This is a genomic window from Enterococcus florum (assembly GCF_004309355.1).
GTDB lineage: Bacteria > Bacillota > Bacilli > Lactobacillales > Enterococcaceae > Enterococcus_A > Enterococcus_A florum.
Map to the genome: position 1 here is coordinate 82,175 of NZ_BJCC01000014.1, position 24,570 is coordinate 106,744.

The following is a 24,570-nucleotide window of genomic DNA, read 5'->3' on the forward strand; positions in this document are numbered from 1 at the left end:
CTCAAGCTTCCTCCTCACCTGTGAACGGTACCTCTTCATTTTCTTCAGTCATCATTTTTGTCAGTGTTTTTTCTGCCTTAGTCAAAGTATCCTGACACTGTTTACTTAGCACCATTCCTTTTTGAAAAGCTTCTAGAGCCTCTTCTAAAGGTACATCACCACGCTCCAGTTGAGTAACAATAGCTTCTAATTCAGTCAGTGATTCTTCAAAGGTTGCATTTTCCATCGTTTCTCTCCTTACTATCCTTAATTCGTATCAGAAGATGGTTCTGATTTTTTTAATTGGTCGATTGTCGCTTCCGCTGCACCATCTGAAAAATGAATGGTCACCTTGTCATTGGACGATAACTGATTCACTAAGCGAATGACCTGGTCTCCCTTGGTCGTATAGGCATAGCCTCGTCCCATAATTTTCAGTGGACTGAGCAGATCAAGAGAGCCGATTGCGTGTTGCAGCTTTTGTTCCTTTTCTTTCATGTATATGTCCATCTGTTGCGTCAAACGGCTGGCCAGATAAGCAATCTGTTGTTGATTTTGCAAAACTTGATTGATTGGAGTAGCTTTCCCCAGTCGGTTTGCAAGTTGAGTCAGTTCTCTGTCTCTTTGATTGACCAACATCAGCATATTTTGCTGCAATCGTTGATTCAAACGGTCTACTTGAATGCTTTGTGCCTCATACAGACGCATTGGCTGACGAAAAATATACGAATGTATGGCACGTTGATACCGTTCCTTTTTACGTTCGATTTGATTCAAATAGGCTTGTTCTAAACGATTTTTCCGCTCCTTGATCCGTAACAATTCTTCGCTTAACACAGGAACAGCCAGTTCAGCTGCCGCAGTCGGGGTTGCAGCTCTCACATCTGCAACGAGGTCTGCGATTGTTGTATCTGTCTCATGGCCTACTGAAGAGATAATTGGAATAGGGGCAGCAGCAATGGCTCTGGCTACACGTTCCTCGTTGAAGGGCCATAAATCCTCGATTGATCCACCACCTCGTCCAATAATCATTGTATCGAAATCTTCTTGTCCTGCTCGCTGAATATTTTTTACGATGCTCTCAGCTGCCTTATCTCCTTGTACAATCGTTGGGTATAAAACCAATTGGGCGATCGGATACCGACGTTTTACGGTTGTAATGATATCTCGAATGACTGCTCCACTCGGACTTGTTAAGACCGCGATTCGCTTTGGAAAACGCGGCAATGGCTTCTTCGGCAGTGAAAACAAGCCCTCCTTATTCAATTTTTCACGTAACTCAGCTAATGCTTGATACAGAGCCCCCACACCATCAGGCTCCATGTGGTCGATATAAATTTGATACATGCCGCTGGCTTCATATAGAGCCACTCGGCCAACAACCAATACCTTCATCCCTTCCTTAGGTGTAAAGCGTAATTGATTAAACGCTCCCTTGAACATAATCGCGTTTATTTTGGCCTGCTCATCTTTCAAGCTGAAATACTGATGATTGTTCGGTCTAAGACGAAAATTGGATATTTCGCCAGTCAAATAAACACGCTCTAAATACGGGTCTGCATCAAATTTGCGCCGAATATATTTAGTTAACGCACGAACAGTTAAATATTCTTGGGCCACTTTACTCACCTGAATTCTGCCGAATGCAGGCTTCAACCGTTTGCTGCATCAACATGGTGATGGTCATCGGTCCGACCCCACCCGGGACTGGGGTAATGTAGCTGGTTAAAGGCTCCACTTCATCAAAGTTGACATCTCCGATCAGCTTCCCATTCTCATCACGGTTCATCCCGACATCGATAACGACAGCGCCGGGTTTGATGAATTCTTTTGTGACGAAGTGGCCTTGTCCAATCGCTGCCACTAAAATATCGGCTTCCTTGGCTAATTCAGGAAGCTGTTCCGTCTTGGAATGTGCAATCGTGACAGTCGCGTTTGCCCCTAACAACAAATGGGCCATCGGTTTGCCAACAATGTTGCTTCTGCCGATGATTAATGCGCGTTTCCCGACCAAATCAATTCCATAGGCTTCAAACATCTTCATAATTCCATAAGGTGTACACGGTATCGCTTCAGGTATGCCCACAAATAATCGGCCTAAATTCATTGGATGGAACCCATCCACATCCTTCGACGGATCGATGGCCAGTAAAACTTTTTCTTCATCTATGTGTTTGGGTAAAGGCAGCTGGACCAAGATTCCGTGGTATTCTTCAGACTGATTAAAAGAAGCTATTTCATCTAATAATTCTGCTTCAGAGATCGTTTCTGGATAGCGCATGACCTTTGAATGGATACCGATCCGAGAAGCGGCCTTTTCTTTATTTCGTACATATATTTGACTAGCCCCATTATCGCCTACTAATAGAACGACTAACCCTGGTTGTAATCCTTTTTTTTGCAGGCTGGCTACTTGTTCAGCCGTTTTCGATTGTAACGTTTCTGCTAATTCTTTTCCATTGATCAATGTACTCATGAACAACACTCCTCTAACGATGTAATTGGAAAGAAAGCTGGAAAAAATAGCAGCATCAGCTATTTTTCCCAGCTTCATCGATTTCTTTCATGACATTGGATAAAATGCCGTTGACAAATTTTCTAGACTGATCGTCGCTAAACGTTTTCGCAAGTTCGATTGCCTCGTTCAAAACAACTTTATTGGGAACCTTTTCGTTGTACATCATCTCGTAGATTCCTAAACGTAGAATAATCAAATCCATTTTTGATATCCGTTGAATCGACCAGTTAGAACGCAAATGCGACTGAATAATTTGATCAAGCTCGGTTGTCTTTGAAACGACTCCACCCACTAATTCATCCAAATAAGCAGGTACAAACGCATCTTCTTCTTCGCTTACCCAATCTGCTTGATCCAAACTCAGCGCATGATTAATGGCGTCCTTCTTAGTTAGCTCTTGATTAAAATCCAACGGAAACAAGGCTTGCAGCGCCTTTTCGCGGATTTCGTGACGTGACAATTCTTTACTCATTATTTTCCTCTTCATCATTGAATAATTCTTCAAGGGTCGGTTGTTCCATTTTCTCTGCAACAACTCCGACCACGTGGATGTTGACTTCACTTAAAGATACATCTGTCATAAACAAGACTTGCTGTTTTACTCTCTCCTGCATATCCATAGCCACTTTTGGTACAGAGATACCGTATTCTAAGTAGGTATAAATGTCTACTTTAAGACCTTCTTCATCATTCGTTAAATAAACGCCTTTTCCGTGCGCCGATTTCCCCAATAATTCGGTCACATTACTGGCAAGAGAACCGCGCATGCCATACACACCATCAACCTTTGATGCCGCAATTCCGATAATGACTTCGATAACCTCGGGGGCAATAATAATTTCTCCAAGTTCTTGGCTTTCGCCTAATACTAATTTTTTTTCATCTGCCATGCTGACTCTCTCCTTAATTCATACTAAGGTGTTTCTAGTTCACGCCTTTATTCATCTCATGTTTGAATAACCGATGTTCGTTGGTACTTCATTTTGGCATGTTTGATTATATATAAAAATTTCTTTTCATGCTACGAAAAGTTGAAACTATTTGAACTATGCCCGTGAAACATAACTTCCGTCCTGAGTATTGACGATCAATTTATCTCCCTGATTCACAAAAAACGGAACATTTACCGTGAGTCCGGTTTCCATGATCGCTGGCTTTGAACCGCCAGAGGAGGTGTCTCCTTTTATATTCGGTTCAGTTTCTGCTACTTCAAGAGTGACTGTATTGGGCAAATCAATACCTAAAATTTCACTACCATACATAATGATGTTGATTTCAGTATTGACCAATACATAACGCATCTCATCTTCGATTCGATCTTGAGGAATTTCGATTTGTTCATAGTTTTCCATATCCATGAACACATAATTTCCGCCATCATCATATAAATACTGCATTTTGCGATTATCGATCTGTGCTTTGGCCACTTTTTCTCCCGCACGAAATGTTTTTTCCTGAACGCCTCCAGTGCGAAGATTTTTCAATTTTGAGCGTACAAAAGCCGCTCCTTTTCCAGGCTTCACATGCTGGAACTCCACGACCCGCCAAATATCGCCATCGACTTCTATCGTTAGTCCCGTTTTAAAATCATTTACTGAGATCATGTATCTTCCCCCTTCACTCCTGATGCCTTAACAGATTTGGTTCTAGTTTATCATTTCTCGTACACTTATGCTACATCTACTACAGAATGATCAGTTCCTTAGGCGCATGGGTCAATGCGTGATTTCCGTTCTCCAAAACCACTAAGTCATCCTCAATACGTACACCGCCTAAATCAGGGATATAAATTCCAGGCTCATCTGTAATCACATTTCCAATTTCTAAAGAAAACTCATTCATTCGACTGATGGTTGGCCCTTCATGAATTTCCAGCCCTATCCCATGCCCCGTCGAATGACCAAACGCTTCACCATAGCCCTGCTCAGAAATATATGTTCGTGCAACTTGATCCAATTGGTTCCCTGTAATACCTGCTTTTGCTTCGGTTAAAACCATATTTTGTGCCGTTAGGACAATATGATAGATCTCCTTTAGTTTTTCTCCGGGATCACCGATCGCGAAGGTTCGAGTAATATCTGAAACATACCCTTGGTAGTAACAACCGAAGTCAAGAGTAATCATTTCTCCTTCTGCGATGACTTTGTTACTAGCGACACCATGCGGCAATGCAGAGCGAACCCCAGAAGCAACGATGGTTTCAAAAGAGGTGCCGGAAGCTCCCAACGAACGCATGAAAAAGTCTAATTGATTCGCAACTTCTATCTCCGTCATACCTGGACGAATCATTTTTAGCACATGCTCATAGGCTGCATCGGCGATCTGACAAGCCTTTGATATTGTTTCAATTTCAGACTGTTCCTTTTTTTCTCTTAACCGTTCGATCAATCCACTTGCTGGTGCCAGTTCTACATCAAAAAATTCCTCATAGAGAGAATATTCGGCAAACGACACAAACTGATCTTCAAATCCCATTGAAGAGAGCTGCTTTTGATCAATCAAAGAAGAGATCTCTCCAATAATATCCCCTTGATGCTGAAGGATCTTTAACCCGCTTGTTTGTTCAGCGGCCTGCTCCATATAACGAAAATCTGTGATAAAAAAGGCGTCATCCGGTGTTATCAGCGCTATTCCAGCCGTACCGGTGAAATTCGTCAAATATCTAAGGTTGGCCGGACTGCTGACTAAATATCCATCTAAGACATCTTTTTGCATCGCTTTTCTTACTCTGTTTATTCGATCAATCATACAGTTTCCCTCATTTCCTTTTTTATTATATCAAAACCTTGAAAAATGCCCAAAAAGAATGAAAAAACTGGAACAACTATTGCTCCAGCTTAAGACTTATTAAAGAAAAACGATACGACTGCAACAACTATCACTGCTCCTAATATGGAAGGAATCAAGGCCATTCCTGCAACTTGCGGTCCCCAATAACCAAACAACGCTTGGCCCACTGAAGAACCGACTAGGCCGGCAATCACGTTGAACACGCACCCATTCTTTTTTCCACCAGCCAGTGATCCGCCAATCATTCCTATAACGGCACCGACGATTAATGTCCATAACCAACTCATCGTATTTCCTCCTACACTTTTCTTTTATACAAAAAGTGTAGCACAAATGAATCGATTACTCCTCTGTTAACTCTTTAGAGTAAACATCACTTTTGAGGGTGCTCTAAGATAAGTTTGATGAATAGATTTATTTGCCTGAAAGAAGCAAGCCGATTTGTGCGATCATTGCACTACCTAAATAAGTTCCAATAAAAACGAAAACAGCTACGATAGCGACCTTCCATGAGGTTTTTCTTAGATCCATTAAGCTATCTGCCACTGATAATCCGGCAAAAGCTAAAATCGGTGTAGTGATAGACAAAAAATCCACTCCAGCGATTGCTTGTACAAAAAAATCCGACAATAAGCAAAAAAACAAGGAAACCAGCGATACCCAGCCCAAAATAGGAAAGTCAGCCAGTACTTTGATTCGCGTTTTTTTGACCAGTGATGATACAAACACCCCGATCATCGAAAAACTCCACAAAACAACCAAGCCTTGAATCGTTTGAAAAGTAATAGGGGTCGACGCTGGATTTCTAACTAATTTAATCGTTTGTGTAAATAAAATCAGACAAACACTCAATAACAAAACGAAAGAGATTTTGATGTATTCATTAGGCTGCTTCTTTTCCACGGCGTGATCCTCCTGTTAGTAAATTGTACATAAAACGCTGCAACGGCACAGCAACAAAAACCATGGTGTACGTACCAATAAAGCTCGTTAAAAGCTGACTCGCTGCTGCATAGGCAGCAATCGTCGTTTCATTCTCAGGCATTAAAGCAATCAAGGATGACGAAGCGGCCGTCATCATACTGGCCGATCCGACACCTGAGCTCATAGCGAGTGCTCGATAGTCCAGACCGAACCCGGCCATTATCGGAGCAAAGATACTGAAGAAGATCGATCCAAACAACGTTCCGATCAAATACAAAGAAAGTACACCACGTCCTTCTGGAGAATCCAAGGTATATTTCTCCGAGATATAGGCCAGCTCTCCTTCACGGCCAAGTCCTAGTGTAGCGCCAATCGCTTCTCTGCGCAGCCCTAGCATGATCGCTACTGGAAGTCCTAACAGCACTGTTCCCACATTGCCCAGCTCTTGAAACAAAAATACCCAGCCGACCGTTAAAATTTCTCTTAGCCGAGGAGCAACATCTGCTCCGTAACGTGCCATTAGAGGCAGCATGATATACAACAAATATTTTGCAGAAAATTGAATGTTTCCTTTCGAATAGATGGTAGCCAATATCCCTTTTCTGACCATCGGCAAGCCTAAAAGCATTGCAGCCAAAACAGAAAAAACCAATGGTAATACGGTGATCGTCGTATTCCCCAACGTGATAAATTGCATTCCGATCAGTTCTGCCATCGCGACGACGAGTAAGACAAATCCAATTAACAACCCTAGTTCTTTTTTCATGAAACTCCTCCATCATTTATCGTATGAATCAATCCTTGGTACTCTTCAAAGGAACGGCGATAAAGTCTTGATTCATCTAAATTTCCTGACATCTCTTCAAAAACAGTCGTTAAAAACTCAGGAAAGGTCGCAAGTACAAACTCAGAATCAATCAGTTTAAAATCATCTCCATGGATCGTCCCTTCAAATCCTCCATAGCTTATTTGAATGCAAGGAATCATAAAGGCCAAGTCGCCAATATCTCCTGCTGCTGCAATTCCTCCACGATCATCAATAATATCTGGAATTGCATCAAATTTTTCAAAAGCTTTTTCAACAAAATGATTTAAATAACGATCTTGAATAAAAGGAAGGTACCCCATCTCCGTCTCGATCGCAACCTCGCCTTCTAAAGCAGATGCACTGCCCTTCGCTGCTAAATCGAGTTTTCTTGCGACCTCAGGCATATATTCAAGGGTTTTGCAACGCAAATCAGTTCCAACCGTTATTTTATTCGGAACGACATTCGTAGACATGTCACTGTTCATCACAATCGGATTGATACGAATTGATTCTGTGTCCTTAAACTGCTGTCGACTTAACCCGATGGCCGTATTGAACAAGGTAGAGATGCTGTACGCATTGATTCCAGAGAACGGATCAAAGCCGGCATGCGCCGCTTTTCCGCTAAAATGGTATTTTTTATACATAAATCCCGCTAAATCACAGTTCACTTCGATCGTTGGCCGTTCAAAATACTCCCCGATCGCATGAACGCAGACACCAAAGTCGATATCATCAAATACACCTAGTGCCATGGCTTCTGGTTTTCCACCCAAAAATTGGATCGTTCCTTTATCTCTCAACTCTTTGCGATAATCTAGATCCAAATATTCTTCTGCAGGAACGAACACGAAACAAAGATTAAAGTCTAATTGTTCGTAAGCTCTAGTCTTCATATAGTACTGATATAAAGCCAGTGCGATAGCGACTTGTGTAAAATGACCACAATTATGTGCTGCTCCCGTTGCCGGATCTGCCTGAAAATGCGTGGGGGCATAAACCGCATCCAACTCAGCAATAAAGGCCATCGTTGTTTTCTTATCTGTCGATAAATATGTTTTGAATCCTGTTTCAGAAAATTCTGAAAAATCAATCGCCGGATTGATCGTTCGCAGCTCTTCCATGATTTTTGCCCTTGTTCTTGTTTCTTTATATCCTAGTTCTGGATGAAAAAACAAATCAGTCGTAATGTCCAATAACCGCTGATGATAGTCAGTAAAAATTGTCATAGCTATTTCCTTTCATAATAAATATACTTAAATAGTACCCTTTACAAATTCTATAAGCAATGACTCTTTTCATAATTCCGAACATTTTTGACTCAAAAAGCAAAAGGATCCAATTTCTGACACACAAAAAAAAGGACCTTTCAACGGTCCTGCTCTTCTCTCTCCACTTAGAAACTAAAAACAATTTGCACTCAAAAATCAGCGTCCCTTTCCTAAAATCATCTAAATTCCTTTTTTAAAGCATACGGGTTCTTTTCCCAATCGATACGGATTACTCGATATGGAAAATCCTTAGACAATTGATAGCTTCCTTCTGCAGGGATCATTTCCTTTTTCATATGAGCACTTCCCTTCGCCAAATAACCTGTACCCATTTTCAACATGTCTTTCAAATTCAAATTGCTTCCTGAAAACTCTTTGACTGTACCATAATGCTTTGTGACTGAAGACAGTGACGGTCGTACGGTTTTACGCTTCATCAATCGAATAATGTCTTCCTGCCGTTCAAAAACGTCCATTTTTCCATCTCGATCAACTTGATACTCGATATACGCTTCGATCTCTTTTAAAGTCAATCGTTGTTCTCCCGCGACGAACGCTGTACCCGTCTTTTCAGAAACAAAACTTTTTGGACTATAGACAGACATCTTTCTGTCATTCTCCAAACCTGCTTCTGCAATGGCCAGTAAGCTGTCTGACTTTTTTAAAATCAAATACTTGGTCACCTCAATTGCGAAAGCCGTTGAAAAATAATATAAAAACTTCTTGATATCTACCTTTGTATAAAGCATTCCTAACGTTATTCCTTTTAATGGAACCTCAGGAGATACGCGAATTAATGCATTGTCTCTCCCATGAAGCTTGTACACAAAAAAACTAGAACGCTCCCCGTCCTCAAAAATAAACAGCACACGCATCCTATCTCCTCCTTGTCCCATAGTATACCAAATGCTTTCTTTTAAGAATATCCGTCATTAGACTGAAGAAAGAGGGAAACAAGCTTCACTTCTTGTTCCCCTCACTCCGTTATTTATAAAGGCTCTTCTGGACCCTCTTCTTCAATGGGAACCCATGTATCTTGAGGTTCCGCAAAATCAAAAGCTTGATTTATCGTCTGTTGATATTCCTCTTCAGTCATATCGCCATTTTCATAACTTTCACGAAATGCCAGGGTCCGCTTTTCCAACTCGGCCTCTTTTGCTTTTCTGCGCTCCAAATCTTCTTCCCATTGTTCTGTAAACATCGTCTTCCTCCTAAAAAAAGTCGACATCGTCCAATATTAATTGACTAGATGCCGACAGTTTTGATCGATTGATACATACACAGTTACGCTTTGCTTCTTCCTACAAAAAAGGAAACCACCGCAACAACGATCACTGCTCCAATAATTGATGGAATAAGTGCCATCCCTGCCAATTGAGGTCCCCAAGAACCTAGCAGTGCTTGTCCGATAGAAGACCCAATCAAACCAGCTAAAATATTAGCGATCCAGCCCATAGAACCTCCGCGATTTGTGATAGCTCCTGCGATCACACCGATCAATGCACCTATAAGAATGGTCCATAACCAACCCATAGTTCTCTACCTCCTTTTTATAAAGTCTGATTACACCTATTATGTTACTCCGTTCCTAAACATACTTCCAAAAATATGCTCAGTCTTACCGATTTTTTTGGTTATATATAAAAAAAATGATCGTAAATTTGAAAATGACATAAAACTTACATAAAAAAACACTCATAAGGAAAAAGCATTCCAAGATCTCTGATATTATTGTTGAAAATTTCAGAATATTTCAAATCTATTGACGATTTGATAGGATTGAAAAGAGGATGCACAATGGAAAAAAAATTGCAGAAGCAAATGACTTCTCGCCATATCACAATGTTAGCTTTAGGCGGTGCAATCGGTGCCGGCTTATTTAAGGGAAGTGGTGAAGCAATCGGAATCGCAGGGCCTTCCGTATTATTGGCCTTCTTTTTAGGTGGACTTGTATTATTTATCGTAATGAGCGGCTTGGGCCGATTGATTTTAGAGAGTGAAAATGTCCATGGTCTATCCGGTATCGTTCAACCTGTATTAGGGGAGCGATCTGCCGACTTCATTGATTGGCTGTACTGGTCGCTGTGGATGGTCAACATCATTGCCGAAGCGGTAGCTGCCTCAAGCTTTTTGCAATTATGGTTCCCACATGTTCCAGCTTGGTTATTTGTGCTGATTTTAGCTCTGTTAACGACGGCAATTAATTTGTATTCCGTACGATTGTTTGCTGAAACAGAGTATTGGCTGGCTTTTGCCAAAATTACAGTAATCATCCTATTGATCATCTTAGGTATTTTTTTAGTAGGAAAAGAAGTCTTTGATATTGGAATCGTATCAACCTTTCAGCACATGAATAGTCACGGAGGTTTTGCCCCACATGGAGTGAAAGGGCTTGTCAATTCATTGTTAGTAGTTATCTATTCCTATGGCGGATCAGAACTGATTGCTATTACAGTGAGCGAGACCGAAGATCCCAAAACAGCTATCCCAAAAGCAATCAAGGGAGTGATGGGAAGAATCGTTTCGTTTTATATCATTCCCATGTTTTTATTGTTAATTATTTATCCTTGGAATACCCTGGCACATTTGCAAGCCAGTCCTTTCGTCTTGGTTTTCGAAAAGATGCATCTGCCTTTTGCAACAGATATCATTAATTTTGTGATCGTATTAGCGTTGTTTTCATCTATCAATTCGGGCGTTTATGCTTCATCTAGAACATTGTATTTCCGGTTGAAAGAAAACTCAGGAGTTGTAGGCAAATTGGCTACATTAAATAAGCATCAGATTCCGCAAAGAGCAGTATTATTTTGTACAGGTACTTTGTATTTTGGGGTCGTGTTATCCTATTTTTTAGGAAATAAATTGTTCAATTATTTAGTAGGATCACTCTCTTATTCAGTTTTATTAACCTGGTTGCTGATCAGTGTTGCTGCTTTCCTGCTTGCTTTAAAGAAAGGCAGATGGATGGAAAAAATCTTCAGCGGTGCGGCGATCGTGACTTTACTTCTGATTTTTGCAGGAATTTTGATCAATAATCCAATCAGTGTAACCCTTTTGACGGCAGCTATGTACGTATTGATTCTTTTAAGCTATCAAAGAAAGCACCACTCTTTTGTTTATAAGGCCAAATAAATAAGCATTCGTATGCTGTCTCAAAAGCTAGAATCGGCGTTTAGAGCAGTCATACGAATGCTTTTCTATTTTTACTGCCCCATCCATTTCGCAGCAGGCGCAGCGATTGGCGCGATTAGATGCCCCACTAATGGGATAGGGCTATCTCTCCAGCAACTACCGCTGGTTCTAGGCTGCGCATCATTTAAGGAGCCTGCGGTCAGATTCAGCGCAACGATCATCAAAAAGGCCTAATATTACGCTTATAACTACAGATGCCGCCTTTGATGGCTAAACGCTTATTGTGATCACCATAGCGATCGATCTACCAGAATTGAACTTTCCTTCTGTGATGCCTCCTAGTGAATAAGCCATACTGGGTATCGTTAAACCAAAAGCAAATCCGATAGTTAGTGTGTATCTCCTTAAGCAATTGCCACAGTGCAGTTCCTAAAAACACTAACATGAAAGTCCCAACGAGCGCCACAAACTATTCTCTCATGTTGTCTCTCCCTTCAAAAGTGATAATAATTCCATTTGTAGGAATATATACCAGTTATCATTTTGTAAAGCACTACCTGATCTTCGTTACGTTCAATTAAGAATAACTCTTTAGATTCAAAAATTTTTTTTACCTAGTTCATTAGATACATACAAATAAAAAAACAGACCCTCGAAAGGATCTGTTTGATCGTCATTGATTAAACTAATTCGACATCGACTTCGATGTTTCCTCGTGTTGCCTTGGAATACGGACAAAATTCATGAGCTTCTTCAACGATTTTTTCTGCCTCTGATTTTTCGATTCCTGGAAGTGATGTTTCTAAAACAACACCGATCTCATAACCGCCTTCATCTGATTTGTACAATGATACTCTCGCTTTGACTTCAGAATCAGATTCTAATTGATGTTCTTTTAACATATGTTGAACAGCACCATTGAAACAAGAAGCATATCCTGCTGCAAAAAGTTGTTCAGGATTCGTTCCCTCGGCGTGGATTGAAGGCGGTTCCACCTTCATATGCATTTTTCCATTAGGTGCTTCGACTTCACCTTGACGTCCACCACGATTGATCATTGTTGTTTCATATTGCTTTTTCATAGCCGTTTCTCCCTTCATTTTCTTCTTTTAGTGTAAGGTTCTTTCTAACATTTGACAAAGAACTTGCTCGAACCTTAGGCATATTTCTTTTACCTCATTTCATTTTTCTCTATAGTGACTATAGAAACTGTCACTGTAGCCAAGAAAAAAGGAGAAGATTTAATGACTGCCCATATGCCCTACCGAACGACTGCCCCGATTAATTTTGACCGAGGAATAGCCAAAGAAGTAGGAAACAAATTAGCGGATGCAGAAAAGAAAAAAACACTTTTACTTTTTGATGAAGGAATCGAAGAAGCAGGAATCAGCCAAGAAATTGCCGAATATATAAAAGACGCTGGAATTGAAGTCGTGGAGAATAATCAAATTCAGGAAGATCCGCCAGACCGCACGATCAATGAATTGGCCAAATTTGCCGCTGAGCAAAACGTAGACAGCATTGTTGCTCTAGGCGGCGGGAGCGCCATCGATACAGCTAAAGGTGTGAGCTTACTGTTAACAAATGGCGGGAAAATCAATGATTATTTAGACCGCGGAGGAAAACAAAAACCTGGAATCTTTTTGATCGCTATTCCAACTACTGCTGGAACCGGTAGTGAATCTACTCGCGGAGCCGTGGTCACTCTAACTGAAGAAGACACCAAAATTGCTCTTGAAGGCGATGGCTTGGAAGTCGATATTGCATTGATCGACCCGGAGCTGACCTTGGGTGTCCCTCCTGAAGTCACTGCCGCAACTGGATTTGATGCTTTATCACATGCACTAGATGGCTTTATCTCAATCAAAGCAAATGCGTTTACCAAGTACCAAAGCGCTTATGGAGTAAGCTTGTTTAGAAAGAGTATTAAAGAAGTAGTTTATAATGGCGATAATATCGAGGCACGAACCGACATGATGGCTGCCTCAGCCATCGGTGGATTGATCATCACTGGTGCCAGCGTATCCTTGATTCATTCTTTCGCTCATTCGTTAGGCGCAGTTTACCATGTTCCCCACGGAAACAGCTGTGCAATCTTCATGCCTGCTGTGTTGGAGTTTGTTAGCGAAGAAAAATCCGAAGAAATCCGATGGATCGCTGATCTGTTTGAAGTTGATTATTCTTCAAAGGATGATGCTAAAGAAATTGCACGCAAAACAGGAAGAGTTATTTGGCAATTAGCAAAAGAAATGGGCTTGAGCAGCATTACCGATGCAGAAGCAGAGCCAGAAAAAATGTATCAAATCATCCAGCTGGCTCAGGAGGACCCTTCCACCGAAACGTCAGCCCGTAAGCTAGATGATGCAGGAGCAAAATGGATCATCGATCGCACGTATGAAGTCGCCAAAGAGTTAGAAAACTAGACCCTATTTAAAAAATCAACAGCCCTCATCAGGCTGTTGATTTTTTAAATGTCTAGAATTTGTTTTATTTTACGCATCGAAGCATAGTAAATGATTCCTAGGAAAGCGGCTATCATTAAAACAATTGCGACATCCATTTTTGCAGCACTGATTTCGCTACTACTGAGTTGATTGTCATTCATCCAAAACATCAAACCTGTAAAAACACTGATTAATACGGTTGCCACGACTGCAGGAACAATAAAAATCATGTTTAGTTGTCGAGTGATACATTGCTTGATGTATTGATTGTTTGCTCCTAAGCGTTTTAAATCATCAAAAAGCTGCTTATTCATTATGCCCATCGTTGCGCTCCGCGTATAAAGGATAACACCTACCGCTGCTAAACAAATCACCGCTACATAAATGAAAACCAGGAAAAATACAAAGGTGTTGCGAACAAATTCTTTCTGATAGATGATCTTGATAGTCGGATAATACTTCCAATATTCCATCAAATCTCTACTTTCTTCAGAAAGATTCATGGAAGATAGGCCATTTGCTTGCCGATTTTCAGCAAGAGCTTTGGCATGCTGATATCTATCATACTCTTTAGAAACGGCCATTTTCTTTGAAGCCTGATCAACAAATTGTTTATATACTGCCTTGGCGAAGGGATAAGAAGCTTCTAAATCAGACACATTGAACAGAATTTGTTGGTTCTGATATTCTTTGGATAATCCTGCACGAATCATTTGATAATCTGAATCATTTAGAATGTATCGTTGATTCCCGTTATTCGTTAATTCCTGACACTCGATCGTGCCCTTAAACCGTAATTTCAATTTTTGCTTTGTTAAAGGATTAGTGACTTGATCCAGGTCATCATTTTTTTCATAAAAACTCTCCGCCTGTTCGGTAAAGTTCACCTTATAGTATTGTCCTTGATTCAGTGATACCTGGTTATTCGTTTGCTTATTAAACGTCGTACTATCGATAAAATCAGCTAACTGATAATCCTCAACGTGAGTCTCAATCAATTTTCCATCATCTGTCCAATCGCGTTCGACCCCACTGGCTAAAAGCTCAGAAAAAACTATTTCTCTATAGTCGCTTATCGTAACACCATACTCCTTGGCCAGATGGTTTAAATCTTTTTTATCTATTTCATCTTCCGTTGCTGGATAGTGCAGCCCATAATCAACGGGACTTTTCAAAACTGGTTGATTTGCTGTAGACAATTGTGGTGCATAAAAGCTGCTAAACATCGCTGCTGCCAACAATAATACGGTAATAGACATATTGCGAACCATTTGTCGTCCTTGGAATTTCATCATGCTTGATGAAATCAGTCGATTATAATAGTGTTGAGGATTTTTTCCAGGCTTGTTTTTCATAATCATATAGGTCATGATTCGATAGATCCCTACCAGTGACAGAAGATAAGTCACACTCCATATCCCGGATAAATTTCGATTAAAAACAGTCCCCGCAATCATGGGAACGACAAATCCCAAAAACAACCCAGAAAAAAGCATGAGAACACCGAACACACCATTTCTTTTATTCACCATTTTCAAAGGCTCATTTTTTTGATGATGATACAAAATCTCCATGACATCTGTTCGTTTTGCAAAAAGAATCACTTGGATCAATACCAGAACTAACGCACTCATTCCAAAGGCTATCCCGATGAATACCCCGTTCAAGGTAAAGCCGAATACCATGCTCTCCAGATCCTTTAGAAACAGTTTGCAAAGCTGCCAGATCAATAAAGCTATACCTATTCCGCCTATGATTCCCATTAAAATACAAGAACCCATCAGCCGAAGTATTTCATTGGTTAATTGTTTGGCCAAATAGCTTTTCTTAGCGCCCAATGCTAGAAATACACCAGTCTCTCTACTTTTGTATTTTAGAAAAAGACTCGTTGAATACATGATGAAGATCAAACACCCCAGCAAAGCGACTGCGAAAATCATCCAGATTTGTTTTCGGCTGTCCCCACCCTCTGGGAACGTTCTTTGGACGAGCGTGCTGTACAGCATCACCGCATAAGAGGTAACTAACAGTACCGAAAAAGTGACACAAAAAAGAAACTGCGCATACTGGCGAAAATTGTATTTTCTAAGCTTTTTTAAAAGACTAGGCATGGTTAGCTTCATAGGTACTCTCCTCCAGTTCCTTTAAAGCCTGAAGCAGTTCATCAAAAAAGTCATGATGAGACCCCGTACGTACCAGTTCTGTGAAGATCTTTCCATCCTTCATGACCAATACGCGGTCGCAATAACTGGCGGAAAAGGTGTCATGAGTGACCATGAAAATCGTTGCTCCTAACGTATTTTTGGCTTCTATAAATGCCTCGATTACTGTATCTCGAGATTTGCTGTCTAAATTTCCAGTTGGCTCGTCTGCTAACAATATCAATGGATCATTCATCAACGCCCTTGCTACCGCCGTTCGCTGTTTTTGACCACCAGAGATTTCTACGGGATACTTATCAGCAATCTCGCTGATTCCAAATAACTTCAATAGTTTATCAACCTTTTGTACCATTGGACGGTAAGGTGCTTTAGTAATAATTTTAGGTACGCAAACATTTTCAAAAATAGTCAAGCCGTCTAATAACATGAAATCTTGAAATACAAACCCCAGCTTTTTATTCCGAACTCCGGCCATCGCTTCCTCATCAAGCCGTTCTAGCAAAACATCGTCTAATCGAATTTCGCCTTTTTCGTAGGGAATAAAACAAGAAATACAATTTAACAAAGTCGTTTTTCCACTTCCTGAAGGTCCCATAACCGCTACAAACTCACTTTGATCGATTTTGAATGACACATCCTTTAATACATCGTATTGAACATCCCCTGTTTGATAACTTTTAAACAAATGATCCACCCTTAACATGTTCATTCCTCCATTTCTTTACTATCAGTTTATTAAAACCACTCAGTCTCACCTATCCGGAAAAATGTAATCGTTGACCCTTTTTCAGTCATTTTTGGTCAAAAGGACGTGGTATAATGAGAAAAAGATTAAAGGAGAGCTTTATGATCCAAATTATTTGCTGTGATGATGAACGAATCATGCGAAAATCATTGCGGAAAATCATCGAACCAGAACTCCAGCTTCGTGGGAATGCATACGAAATCAATGAATACTGCTCAGGAGAGGCGCTTCTAAACAGTGAGGATATAAAAGAAGCAGACATTTTTTTCTTAGATATTGAAATGCAAACCTTAAACGGAATTGAAACCGCAAGAGAAATCCGCAAAAGGAATCAACGAGCGGTGATCATCTTTATCACTGCCTATGCTGACTTTGTTTTTCACGGATACGAAGTGAAAGCAATGAACTATATCCTAAAGCCGTATACAGATGCTCAAATAAAAAGAATTCTGCACCAAGCTTTGGAAGAGCTCGAGCTTGAAAACAACTTTTACTTTATGATTGAACAAAAATCGGGCAGTACAAAAATAGACTTAAAAAAAGTGCGTTATTTTTCAAGTGACCGACGAGTGATCCATACTTATCTTTCTAATGATAAACTTACATTTTATGGAAAATTAAACGAACTCGAAGACCAATTGCCGAACTTTTTCATTCGAATCCACAACCGTTTTTTAGTTAATTTAAATTTCATCACCGTCGTGGAGTCCTCATGGGTCTTTTGCGGGGAGGATAAACTTCCTGTCAGTCGCAAATACAAACACGAGCTTGACATAACTTTTGCAAAAAATATATTGAATTAGGTGAACGTATGGCTATATTGAATCAAATCTTGTCTCAGCTTTTGAACTTAGGAGGTTCCTTCTTTTTGTTCCACTTAGTCAATCATTTCGTCTCAATTAAACAAAATCAATTTTTGCGGTTTGTCGCTTTCTCATCAATATTTATTATCGGTTTTTTACCGGTTTATCCGAATGACAGCGTCAATATTATTGGTCCCTTCCTCTTTTTCTTGATCGCTTCTCTTTGGTCACTGGAAGGACCAATGATCCATAAAATTTCGCTAGTGTTTATTTTACATCCTTTACTAGCTGCATTGAATTTTTTAATCGAAGATATCGGGCTTCGATTATGGATCGCAGGAGGGCAAACCGCTTGGATGGACCTCAGTGTACATGTTGTGACTTACGGAATCCGATGTGGTATTTGGTTTGCAATTTATCGCATGTTTTGCTCTTCCATTCCCTATAGAAAAACGCAGTTGTCTCTGAAACTTTGGCTGTTGATCGATTGCATTTGTTTGACGCCTTTATTTACAATGATCAGCTTGATTTTACTTACACCATCAGACACGTTATTCATTTACCCTGCCTCTTTCGCATGTGTTTTAACCAGCTTGTCTACGATGTATATGACGGGCTACATTGCGAAAAGCTTCAACTACGAGTTGGAAAACCAAAATTTGCGATTGCAAAAAGAGTATTACTTAGAATTGGAAAATAACCAAAGACAGTTGAGAAAACTGCATCATGATATGAATAATCATTTCAGCGTTTTATTGAATCTTATAAATGAAAAAGAAGAAAAAAAGATGACTGACTACTTAGTAAAATTAACGGAGCAACATCAAATGACACAAAAACAATTTTGCAAAAATAGCATCGTTAATGCTGTACTGAACGCCAAATATCAGCTAATAGCGGCTGAAAATATCAATTCGTCAATCGAAGTGGAGATCGATCATATGGTGGCCATTGATGACATCAGTCTGTGTTCGCTTTTTGGAAATACTATCGACAACGCGATCGAAGCAATTCGCCAATCATCACAAAAAAAAATCGAGCTCAAAGCTCGCTACTACAATGGCACGTTCAGTTATAAAATCAGTAATACGAAAGACCAGCCTGTCCTGCAAAAAAAACAGCGGTTTATTTCTACTAAACAATCCTCAAAAGATCACGGAATCGGATTGGAAACAGTGAGGCAGATCGTTGAAAGCTATGGCGGTACTTTGCAAATCGACTATGATAGGGACCATTTCTCTCTTGTTGTATTCATTTCCAATGTTTGATCATCTAAACAGGATAATAGAAAAAAGGAGACCTTGAGCAATCAAGGTCTCTGATCATTTTCTGTGTTGGTAATTTAGATGTCTAATAGGCCCTGTTGCTTATTAGACTAAGGTTTCTAGTATTTCTGAAACAATGGAAAAACTGATATAGTCTCATTAAATCTGCAAAATATGGTCAAAAAAAGAGCTAGAACCCTTATCTGACAAGGATTCTAGCTCTTAAAAATCAGAAATGATTATTTTACTGTTACTGAAGCGCCAACTTCTTCTAGAGAAGCTTTTAATTCTTCAGCTTCTTCTTTAGATACGCCTTCTTTAACTGGTGCAGGAGCGCCGTCAACTACAGCTTTTGCTTCTTTCAAGCCTAAGCCAGTTGCTTCACGAACTGCTTTGATTACTTTAACTTTTTGATCGCCAACAGCTGATAATTCAACAGTGAATTCTGTTTGTTCTTCAGCAGCAGGTCCTGCAACAGCGCCAGCAGCAGCTACAGGAGCAGCAGCAGTTACGCCAAATTCGTCTTCGATAGCTTTTACTAAGTCGTTTAATTCTAGGATTGTCGCGCCTTTAAGCTCTTCGACAATGTTTTCAATGTTCAATGCCATTTTTAATTTCCTCCATATAATAGGTTTTTTGATTTATTTATGATGCAGCGATTAGGCTACTTCTTCTTCTTTTTCTGCAACTGCCTTGACAGCGTAAGCCACATTGCGGACTGGCGCTTGAAGTACAGATAACAGCATAGATAGAAGTCCGTCGCGGTTTGGAAGTTTTGCAAGAGCAGTAATTTCTTCGATAGAAGCTACCTTGCCTTCAATGATCCCGCCTTTGATTTCTAATGCTTTAGCCTCTTTAGCGAACTCGTCGATAATTTTAGCTGGAGCAACTACGTCTTCGTTACTGAAAGCTACAGCAGTAGGCCCAGTAAATACTTCTCCTAGTCCTTCCAATCCAGCTTTTTCAGCGGCACGAGAAAGAATAGAATTTTTGATGACTTTCATTTCAACGTTCGCGTCGCGTAATTGTTTCCGTAGACGAGTAACTTCATCTACTGTCAAACCACGATAGTCAACGATAACGGCTGAAGCTGCTGCGCTGAATTTCTCAGTGACTTCATCAACGATAGCGGCTTTTTTAGCGATTGCTACTTCACTCATTTATATTTCACCTCCTGATTTTGATGGAAGAGTACTTTTGCCCGAGAGCAAAAAAATACCCTATGCCACCGCAGACATAGAGGGACTATTGAATGTTCTCAATAAACGTCCTCGGTAGGAAATTAAGACTTGCGTCACCTACTGTCTTCGGTACAGTTAATTATTAACCTCGACTACCTTACCATAAGTGAGGCAGCCGAGTCAATAATTATTTTATGATTTTTTTTAAACTGTTGCTTGGTCAACATGGATCCCAGGTCCAAATGTTGTTGTCACTGTGATATTTTTGATATATTGACCTTTTGCTGTCGCAGGTTTTGCTTTTAGCAATGTATCATTGATCGTTTTAAAGTTTTCGATTAATTTTGCATCATCGAAAGATACTTTTCCGATCGGTACATGGATGTTTCCAGCTTTGTCTACACGGTATGTTACTTTACCAGCTTTTACTTCTTCAACTGCTTTAGTAACATCCATCGTAACAGTCCCTGTTTTAGGGTTTGGCATTAAGCCTTTAGGTCCTAATACACGTCCCAATTTACCGACAGTAGCCATCATGTCTGGTGTTGCAACAACAACGTCAAAATCGAACCATCCGCCTTGGATTTTTTGAACTAAGTCATCTTCTCCGACGAAATCAGCACCCGCTGCCTCTGCTTCTTTTGCTTTTTCACCTTTAGCGAAAACCAAAACAGATTGTGTTTTACCAGTTCCGTTTGGAAGCACAACAGCTCCACGGATTTGTTGGTCTGCTTTTTTTGGGTCAACACTTAATTTGTACGCTACTTCGACAGTTGCATCAAATTTTGCGATGTTTGTATCTTTAGCTAAAGCTACTGCTTCTTCAACAGAATACGCTTTTGAGCTGTCAACTTTTTTTAATGCTTCTTGCATTTTTTTGCTTTTTTTAGCCATTTTGTTTCCTCCTTGATGTGGTTATAACGGTAGAACCTCCCACGTGTTCTGATCTTTCAATCAAGAGCCAACTGAGAAGCTTCTAATTCAGGGATTATTCTACGGTGATCCCCATGCTTCGTGCAGTTCCTTCAACCATGCGCATCGCTGCTTCAACATTCGCTGCGTTTAGGTCTTCCATTTTCAACTCAGCGATTTCTTTTACTTGATCGCTAGTAACTTTTGCAACTTTGTTTTTGTTTGGTTCGCCTGAACCTTTGTCGATTTTTGCTGCTTTTTTCAATAAAACAGCTGCTGGCGGAGTTTTTGTTACGAAGGTAAATGAACGATCTTCGTATACTGAGATCACTACTGGAATGATCAACCCTGCTTGGTCAGCGGTACGAGCGTTAAATTCTTTTGTGAAGCCCATGATGTTAATACCGGCTTGACCTAGTGCTGGTCCTACTGGGGGAGCTGGTGTTGCTTTCCCTGCAGGAATCTGCAATTTAACGATTTTTTCTACTTTTTTTGCCACGAGACATACCTCCTTGAGTCCGTGATGTGGTGAATTGGAGATAAAGATTTCTCCTCCCACTGTTACCGTGTGTAAAACGCACACTAAGGTATCATAGCAAATTTCGAATAGCTTTTCAAGATTATTCGATCAGAAATATTCTTAAAGAATTTCTTCACAATGTGTTCAGTTACGATGAGAATAACAAAATAAAATGCTAATTTTAGGAAGTTTGCAGCCGCTTTATGTTACACTATGTCCGAATTGACAAGCATTATTCGTCAGATGGATAAGGAGGCTTTAAATAATGGATTTTTTAAAGTATCGCAGTGTCTTTGATATTATTGGACCAGTGATGGTAGGCCCAAGCAGCTCACACACTGCAGGAGCTGCCCGAATCGGAAAAGTCAGCCGAATGATTTTTGGTGAAAAGCCTGATTCGGTGGAAATCGATCTTTATGAATCTTTTGCCAAGACATACCGTGGTCACGGAACGGACATCGCCCTTGTTGGCGGATTATTAGAAATGAACCCAGATGATCCACAATTGGCTGATTCGTTGAAACTTGCTTACGAGGCAGGGATTGAGGTACTTTTTGTCCCTAAAAAGGAAAAAGCACAACACCCCAACTCCGTTACGATGCATCTAAAAAAAGGCAATTATAAAATGTCGGTCACTGGAATTTCGATTGGCGGCGGCAATATCCAAATTTCTGAATTAGATGGATTTAGTATTTCTCTATCTATGGGAACACCCACCTTCATCGTAGTTCACGAAGATGTGCGAGGGTTACTTGCTCAGGTGTCTTCTGTCATTTCAAATGACGACATCAATATCGGAACTGTGACAATGACACGTCAAAAAAAAGGTGATAGCGGCATTCTTGTACTAGAAGTTGACGATAAGCCGACGGATGATTCCACAAAAGAAAAACTTCGAGCGTTAGAACATGTGTTGAGTGTGACCTATTTTGATTAAGGAGGCAAAAGGATGTTTCTTTCTATTAAAGAGCTTGTAGATCAAGCCCAAGATTATCCAACGATCGGTGAATTGATGATTGCGACGGAACAAGAGCTAACTGGGCGTTCTCGCGCCGAGATCCTTGAACTAATGGAGCGAAATCTCGAAGTAATGTCTGGATCGATCGATGAAGGAATTGCAGGGGTGCAGTCTGTCACTGGCATCACTGGAGGAGACGCAAAACGGTTGAACCAATATATCGAATCGGGCAATTTCTTAAGCGGTGATACCATTTTACGCGCTGTCCGCAATGCCATTGCGGTAAACGAAGTGAACGCAAAAATGGGCTTAATCTGTGCTACTCCCACTGCTGGTAGTGCGGGTGTAGTAGCTGGAGTGCTCATGGCCGCTAAAGATCGATTGGCGTTGACGCATGAGCAACAATTAGACTTTCTTTTCACAGCAGGTGCTTTCGGCTTAGTCATTGCTAATAATGCCTCTATCTCTGGCGCAGAGGGCGGCTGCCAGGCTGAGGTCGGCTCTGCCAGTGCGATGGCGGCAGCGGCATTAGTGACCGCGAACGGAGGAACACCTGAAATGGCTGCTGAGGCGGTGGCGATCACACTAAAAAATGTGATGGGGTTGATCTGTGATCCAGTAGCGGGATTAGTCGAAGTCCCTTGTGTTAAACGCAACGCAATGGGCTCTTCCCAAGCATTTATTTCAGCAGACATGGCTCTTGCAGGCATTCGAAGTGTCATCCCAGCCGATGAGGTGGTTGAAGCTATGTATAAAGTTGGTCGTTCTATGCCATCAATCTTCAAAGAAACAGCGGAAGGCGGCGTAGCCACCACTCCAACAGGATTAAGAATCAGCAAAGAAATCTATGGTGAGGCGACAGAGGAACAGCCAGTATAAAACAAGGCTCATAACAGATTTGATAACACAGTTTAGAAAACAAGAATTAGTGAAAATCAACCAATCGATTGTTTCATCTACCTGCTGCATATTGACTAAAGTTGGACTTCAACTGACAAAAAAAGATTCCTAGGAAAAGTGCTCCTAAGAATCTTTTTTGTTAAAGAAGATTCGTATTTTTAATCTCTTCAACCGTTTTTGTTCCAGCTAATTGCATCGTGATTGCTAATTCTTTGTTCAGGTGATCAAAAACAGACTTGACTCCTTCTGCCCCACCCAGGTTTAAGCCATAAATAACTGGACGTCCAATTGCAACCAAGTCCGCCCCGCTGGCCAGTGCTTTAAAAACATGTTCTCCTCGTCTGACACCACTGTCAAACACAATCGGTACACGTTTATTTACTACACCAGCTACCAACGGAAGCACATCGAAAGAAGCTGGTCCACCGTCTAATTGTCGACCACCATGATTGGAGATCCAAATACCGTCGGCTCCTGCACTAATCGCTACTTCTGCATCTTCTGGTGATTGAATGCCTTTTACAAAAACAGGCAAATTGGTCAATTCTTTAATTTTTTTGATATCTTCGGGGACTAGCGCTTGTTTAGCTGCCGCGTAGATTTCTGCAATTCCTTTGCCTTCACCATCGCTCTGATTGCTTTGTTCACTGTAAGCAGCTAAGTTAGGCATAGGCAGCGGAAATTGAAAATGATTGATGACATCTTCTTCTCGATAACCACCCAGAGTGGAATCCGCTGTTAAAATAATCGCCTTTGCACCCGCGTCGACTGCCTTTTCCAAAATGAAACGATTAAATCCATCATCTTTGCTCATGTATAATTGGAAAAATTGCGGTGCCTCTGGTGCAGCCGCCGCCGCATGCTCAATGGTTGTGTTCGCATAGGTACTGATCGAAAAAATCGAACCAGCAGCAGCTACTCCCTTTGCAGTGTCGACCTCTCCTTTTTCATGCGCCAATCCTTGAGCCGCAGAGGGTGCTTGAATAATCGGTGTGGCTAAATCGATGTCCCATAAAGTTGTCCGAAGATCTGGTTGATCGATCCCTCGCAACACACGAGGCATGATCGATTTTTTTGTAAAGGCAAATGTATTTTCTTTCATTGTCCATTCGTCTTCCGATCCACCTCGAAAATACCCAAACGCGCCCTTATCCATTCGCTGCTTTACAAGCTCCTCTAAGGAAGCAATGTTCACGATATCGATAGGATGCTCTTCATTACTCGTATGATACGTCATTTTTAAGACCTTCCTTCTAAA

28 protein-coding genes and 1 other annotated feature are annotated in these 24,570 nt (G+C 40.7%); of the genes, 6 read left to right on the forward strand and 22 right to left on the reverse strand.

Annotated features, from left to right (window positions below):
• Position 1: 1 nt before the first annotated feature.
• The 14 genes from NRIC_RS09260 to NRIC_RS09325 all read right to left on the reverse strand — a co-directional run bounded on the left by NRIC_RS09260 (position 2) and on the right by NRIC_RS09325 (position 9,823).
• Positions 2-226 carry an exodeoxyribonuclease VII small subunit gene (locus tag NRIC_RS09260; protein WP_146622419.1) on the reverse strand — a complete coding sequence of 75 codons (225 nt, stop codon included), beginning with the start codon at positions 224-226 and terminating at the stop codon, positions 2-4.
• A 20-nt stretch (positions 227-246) separates the two neighbouring features.
• Positions 247-1,599 carry an exodeoxyribonuclease VII large subunit gene (gene xseA, locus NRIC_RS09265; protein ID WP_146622420.1) on the reverse strand — a complete coding sequence of 451 codons (1,353 nt, stop codon included), beginning with the start codon at positions 1,597-1,599 and terminating at the stop codon, positions 247-249.
• Position 1,600: 1 nt separating this feature from the next.
• Positions 1,601-2,455, reverse strand: coding sequence for a bifunctional methylenetetrahydrofolate dehydrogenase/methenyltetrahydrofolate cyclohydrolase (locus NRIC_RS09270; protein ID WP_146622421.1), 855 nt, complete (start codon positions 2,453-2,455; stop codon positions 1,601-1,603).
• Positions 2,456-2,510: 55 nt separating this feature from the next.
• Positions 2,511-2,969, reverse strand: coding sequence for a transcription antitermination factor NusB (nusB, locus tag NRIC_RS09275; RefSeq protein WP_146622422.1), 459 nt, complete (start codon positions 2,967-2,969; stop codon positions 2,511-2,513).
• Positions 2,962-3,387: an Asp23/Gls24 family envelope stress response protein gene (locus NRIC_RS09280; protein ID WP_146622423.1), complete on the reverse strand. Its 426-nt coding sequence runs from the start codon at positions 3,385-3,387 to the stop codon at positions 2,962-2,964. Before NRIC_RS09280 ends, nusB begins: the two co-directional genes overlap by 8 nt.
• A 156-nt stretch (positions 3,388-3,543) precedes the next feature.
• Positions 3,544-4,101 (reverse strand): elongation factor P, encoded by a 558-nt coding sequence (gene efp / locus NRIC_RS09285; protein ID WP_146622424.1) that lies wholly within the window; start codon positions 4,099-4,101, stop codon positions 3,544-3,546.
• A 79-nt stretch (positions 4,102-4,180) separates the two neighbouring features.
• Positions 4,181-5,245, reverse strand: coding sequence for a M24 family metallopeptidase (locus NRIC_RS09290; protein ID WP_146622425.1), 1,065 nt, complete (start codon positions 5,243-5,245; stop codon positions 4,181-4,183).
• Positions 5,246-5,334: 89 nt separating this feature from the next.
• Entirely contained in the window at positions 5,335-5,574 is a 240-nt protein-coding gene (locus NRIC_RS09295) for a GlsB/YeaQ/YmgE family stress response membrane protein (protein ID WP_146622426.1), read from the reverse strand.
• Positions 5,575-5,701: 127 nt separating this feature from the next.
• Entirely contained in the window at positions 5,702-6,190 is a 489-nt protein-coding gene (locus NRIC_RS09300) for a hypothetical protein (protein ID WP_146622427.1), read from the reverse strand.
• Positions 6,171-6,977 (reverse strand): DUF3100 domain-containing protein, encoded by an 807-nt coding sequence (locus tag NRIC_RS09305; protein WP_146622428.1) that lies wholly within the window; start codon positions 6,975-6,977, stop codon positions 6,171-6,173. Before NRIC_RS09305 ends, NRIC_RS09300 begins: the two co-directional genes overlap by 20 nt.
• Positions 6,974-8,248, reverse strand: a complete 1,275-nt coding sequence (locus NRIC_RS09310; RefSeq protein WP_146622429.1) for a M20/M25/M40 family metallo-hydrolase — start codon at positions 8,246-8,248, stop codon at positions 6,974-6,976. The genes NRIC_RS09305 and NRIC_RS09310 overlap by 4 nt, the downstream gene beginning before the upstream one ends.
• Positions 8,249-8,466: 218 nt before the next feature.
• Complete coding sequence (locus NRIC_RS09315; protein ID WP_146622430.1) at positions 8,467-9,165, reverse strand: LCP family glycopolymer transferase; 699 nt, start codon at positions 9,163-9,165, stop codon at positions 8,467-8,469.
• Between the two features lie 113 nt (positions 9,166-9,278).
• Positions 9,279-9,491: a hypothetical protein gene (locus NRIC_RS09320; RefSeq protein ID WP_146622431.1), complete on the reverse strand. Its 213-nt coding sequence runs from the start codon at positions 9,489-9,491 to the stop codon at positions 9,279-9,281.
• Positions 9,492-9,574: 83 nt separating this feature from the next.
• The gene (locus tag NRIC_RS09325) at positions 9,575-9,823 is read right to left on the reverse strand and encodes a GlsB/YeaQ/YmgE family stress response membrane protein (RefSeq protein ID WP_146622432.1); all 249 of its coding nucleotides are present in this window, start codon (positions 9,821-9,823) and stop codon (positions 9,575-9,577) included.
• 264 nt (positions 9,824-10,087) lie between these two features.
• On the opposite strand from NRIC_RS09325, the gene NRIC_RS09330 reads away from it, so the two are divergent.
• Positions 10,088-11,422, forward strand: a complete 1,335-nt coding sequence (locus NRIC_RS09330) for an amino acid permease (RefSeq protein WP_146622433.1) — start codon at positions 10,088-10,090, stop codon at positions 11,420-11,422.
• A 680-nt stretch (positions 11,423-12,102) separates the two neighbouring features.
• Here the strand turns inward: NRIC_RS09330 and NRIC_RS09335 are convergent.
• Positions 12,103-12,504, reverse strand: coding sequence for an organic hydroperoxide resistance protein (locus tag NRIC_RS09335; protein ID WP_146622434.1), 402 nt, complete (start codon positions 12,502-12,504; stop codon positions 12,103-12,105).
• A gap of 162 nt (positions 12,505-12,666) precedes the next feature.
• Between NRIC_RS09335 and NRIC_RS09340 the strand changes: the two genes are divergently transcribed.
• On the forward strand, positions 12,667-13,845 hold the full coding sequence (locus NRIC_RS09340; RefSeq protein ID WP_146622435.1) for an iron-containing alcohol dehydrogenase: 1,179 nt from the start codon (positions 12,667-12,669) through the stop codon (positions 13,843-13,845).
• Between the two features lie 44 nt (positions 13,846-13,889).
• On the opposite strand, the gene NRIC_RS09345 is transcribed toward NRIC_RS09340, so the two are convergent.
• A complete protein-coding gene (locus NRIC_RS09345; RefSeq protein WP_146622436.1) occupies positions 13,890-15,989 on the reverse strand; it encodes an FtsX-like permease family protein in 2,100 nt (699 codons plus the stop codon).
• Positions 15,970-16,731, reverse strand: coding sequence for an ABC transporter ATP-binding protein (locus NRIC_RS09350; protein WP_146622437.1), 762 nt, complete (start codon positions 16,729-16,731; stop codon positions 15,970-15,972). Before NRIC_RS09350 ends, NRIC_RS09345 begins: the two co-directional genes overlap by 20 nt.
• A 116-nt stretch (positions 16,732-16,847) precedes the next feature.
• Between NRIC_RS09350 and NRIC_RS09355 the strand changes: the two genes are divergently transcribed.
• Positions 16,848-17,576, forward strand: coding sequence for a LytR/AlgR family response regulator transcription factor (locus NRIC_RS09355; protein ID WP_227873779.1), 729 nt, complete (start codon positions 16,848-16,850; stop codon positions 17,574-17,576).
• An 8-nt stretch (positions 17,577-17,584) separates the two neighbouring features.
• Positions 17,585-18,844, forward strand: a complete 1,260-nt coding sequence (locus tag NRIC_RS09360; protein WP_146622438.1) for a sensor histidine kinase — start codon at positions 17,585-17,587, stop codon at positions 18,842-18,844.
• 236 nt (positions 18,845-19,080) lie between these two features.
• Here NRIC_RS09360 and rplL read toward each other — a convergent pair whose 3' ends face one another.
• The 4 genes from rplL to rplK form a co-directional block, all read right to left on the reverse strand.
• On the reverse strand, positions 19,081-19,449 hold the full coding sequence (rplL, locus tag NRIC_RS09365) for a 50S ribosomal protein L7/L12 (protein ID WP_146622439.1): 369 nt from the start codon (positions 19,447-19,449) through the stop codon (positions 19,081-19,083).
• Between the two features lie 51 nt (positions 19,450-19,500).
• Positions 19,501-20,001 (reverse strand): 50S ribosomal protein L10, encoded by a 501-nt coding sequence (gene rplJ, locus NRIC_RS09370; RefSeq protein ID WP_146622440.1) that lies wholly within the window; start codon positions 19,999-20,001, stop codon positions 19,501-19,503.
• A gap of 42 nt (positions 20,002-20,043) precedes the next feature.
• Positions 20,044-20,170, reverse strand: a sequence feature (ribosomal protein L10 leader region).
• 56 nt (positions 20,171-20,226) lie between these two features.
• Entirely contained in the window at positions 20,227-20,916 is a 690-nt protein-coding gene (gene rplA, locus NRIC_RS09375; RefSeq protein WP_146622441.1) for a 50S ribosomal protein L1, read from the reverse strand.
• A 94-nt stretch (positions 20,917-21,010) separates the two neighbouring features.
• A complete protein-coding gene (gene rplK, locus NRIC_RS09380; RefSeq protein WP_146622442.1) occupies positions 21,011-21,433 on the reverse strand; it encodes a 50S ribosomal protein L11 in 423 nt (140 codons plus the stop codon).
• Between the two features lie 286 nt (positions 21,434-21,719).
• Between rplK and sdaAB the strand changes: the two genes are divergently transcribed.
• Together sdaAB and sdaAA are read left to right on the forward strand one after the other, a co-directional pair.
• On the forward strand, positions 21,720-22,391 hold the full coding sequence (gene sdaAB, locus NRIC_RS09385; RefSeq protein ID WP_146622443.1) for an L-serine ammonia-lyase, iron-sulfur-dependent subunit beta: 672 nt from the start codon (positions 21,720-21,722) through the stop codon (positions 22,389-22,391).
• A 12-nt stretch (positions 22,392-22,403) separates the two neighbouring features.
• On the forward strand, positions 22,404-23,291 hold the full coding sequence (gene sdaAA, locus NRIC_RS09390) for an L-serine ammonia-lyase, iron-sulfur-dependent, subunit alpha (protein ID WP_146622444.1): 888 nt from the start codon (positions 22,404-22,406) through the stop codon (positions 23,289-23,291).
• Positions 23,292-23,451: 160 nt separating this feature from the next.
• Here the strand turns inward: sdaAA and NRIC_RS09395 are convergent, their stop codons facing one another.
• Positions 23,452-24,549 carry a lactate oxidase gene (locus tag NRIC_RS09395; RefSeq protein WP_146622445.1) on the reverse strand — a complete coding sequence of 366 codons (1,098 nt, stop codon included), beginning with the start codon at positions 24,547-24,549 and terminating at the stop codon, positions 23,452-23,454.
• Positions 24,550-24,570 lie beyond the last annotated feature (21 nt).

Excerpts from the sequence above, each read along its gene's own strand:
- NRIC_RS09260 (WP_146622419.1), bottom strand. The coding sequence starts at position 226 with ATGGAAAATGCAACCTTTGAAGAATCACTGACTGAATTAGAAGCTATT.
- NRIC_RS09270 (WP_146622421.1), bottom strand. The coding sequence starts at position 2,455 with ATGAGTACATTGATCAATGGAAAAGAATTAGCAGAAACGTTACAATCG.
- nusB (WP_146622422.1), bottom strand. The coding sequence starts at position 2,969 with ATGAGTAAAGAATTGTCACGTCACGAAATCCGCGAAAAGGCGCTGCAA.
- NRIC_RS09280 (WP_146622423.1), bottom strand. The coding sequence starts at position 3,387 with ATGGCAGATGAAAAAAAATTAGTATTAGGCGAAAGCCAAGAACTTGGA.
- efp (WP_146622424.1), bottom strand. The coding sequence starts at position 4,101 with ATGATCTCAGTAAATGATTTTAAAACGGGACTAACGATAGAAGTCGAT.
- NRIC_RS09290 (WP_146622425.1), bottom strand. The coding sequence starts at position 5,245 with ATGATTGATCGAATAAACAGAGTAAGAAAAGCGATGCAAAAAGATGTC.
- NRIC_RS09295 (WP_146622426.1), bottom strand. The coding sequence starts at position 5,574 with ATGAGTTGGTTATGGACATTAATCGTCGGTGCCGTTATAGGAATGATT.
- NRIC_RS09305 (WP_146622428.1), bottom strand. The coding sequence starts at position 6,977 with ATGAAAAAAGAACTAGGGTTGTTAATTGGATTTGTCTTACTCGTCGTC.
- NRIC_RS09310 (WP_146622429.1), bottom strand. The coding sequence starts at position 8,248 with ATGACAATTTTTACTGACTATCATCAGCGGTTATTGGACATTACGACT.
- NRIC_RS09315 (WP_146622430.1), bottom strand. The coding sequence starts at position 9,165 with ATGCGTGTGCTGTTTATTTTTGAGGACGGGGAGCGTTCTAGTTTTTTT.
- NRIC_RS09320 (WP_146622431.1), bottom strand. The coding sequence starts at position 9,491 with ATGTTTACAGAACAATGGGAAGAAGATTTGGAGCGCAGAAAAGCAAAA.
- NRIC_RS09325 (WP_146622432.1), bottom strand. The coding sequence starts at position 9,823 with ATGGGTTGGTTATGGACCATTCTTATAGGTGCATTGATCGGTGTGATC.
- NRIC_RS09330 (WP_146622433.1), top strand. The coding sequence starts at position 10,088 with ATGGAAAAAAAATTGCAGAAGCAAATGACTTCTCGCCATATCACAATG.
- NRIC_RS09335 (WP_146622434.1), bottom strand. The coding sequence starts at position 12,504 with ATGAAAAAGCAATATGAAACAACAATGATCAATCGTGGTGGACGTCAA.
- NRIC_RS09340 (WP_146622435.1), top strand. The coding sequence starts at position 12,667 with ATGACTGCCCATATGCCCTACCGAACGACTGCCCCGATTAATTTTGAC.
- NRIC_RS09345 (WP_146622436.1), bottom strand. The coding sequence starts at position 15,989 with ATGAAGCTAACCATGCCTAGTCTTTTAAAAAAGCTTAGAAAATACAAT.
- NRIC_RS09350 (WP_146622437.1), bottom strand. The coding sequence starts at position 16,731 with ATGTTAAGGGTGGATCATTTGTTTAAAAGTTATCAAACAGGGGATGTT.
- NRIC_RS09355 (WP_227873779.1), top strand. The coding sequence starts at position 16,848 with ATGAGAAAAAGATTAAAGGAGAGCTTTATGATCCAAATTATTTGCTGT.
- NRIC_RS09360 (WP_146622438.1), top strand. The coding sequence starts at position 17,585 with ATGGCTATATTGAATCAAATCTTGTCTCAGCTTTTGAACTTAGGAGGT.
- rplL (WP_146622439.1), bottom strand. The coding sequence starts at position 19,449 with ATGGCATTGAACATTGAAAACATTGTCGAAGAGCTTAAAGGCGCGACA.
- rplJ (WP_146622440.1), bottom strand. The coding sequence starts at position 20,001 with ATGAGTGAAGTAGCAATCGCTAAAAAAGCCGCTATCGTTGATGAAGTC.
- rplA (WP_146622441.1), bottom strand. The coding sequence starts at position 20,916 with ATGGCTAAAAAAAGCAAAAAAATGCAAGAAGCATTAAAAAAAGTTGAC.
- sdaAB (WP_146622443.1), top strand. The coding sequence starts at position 21,720 with ATGGATTTTTTAAAGTATCGCAGTGTCTTTGATATTATTGGACCAGTG.
- sdaAA (WP_146622444.1), top strand. The coding sequence starts at position 22,404 with ATGTTTCTTTCTATTAAAGAGCTTGTAGATCAAGCCCAAGATTATCCA.
- NRIC_RS09395 (WP_146622445.1), bottom strand. The coding sequence starts at position 24,549 with ATGACGTATCATACGAGTAATGAAGAGCATCCTATCGATATCGTGAAC.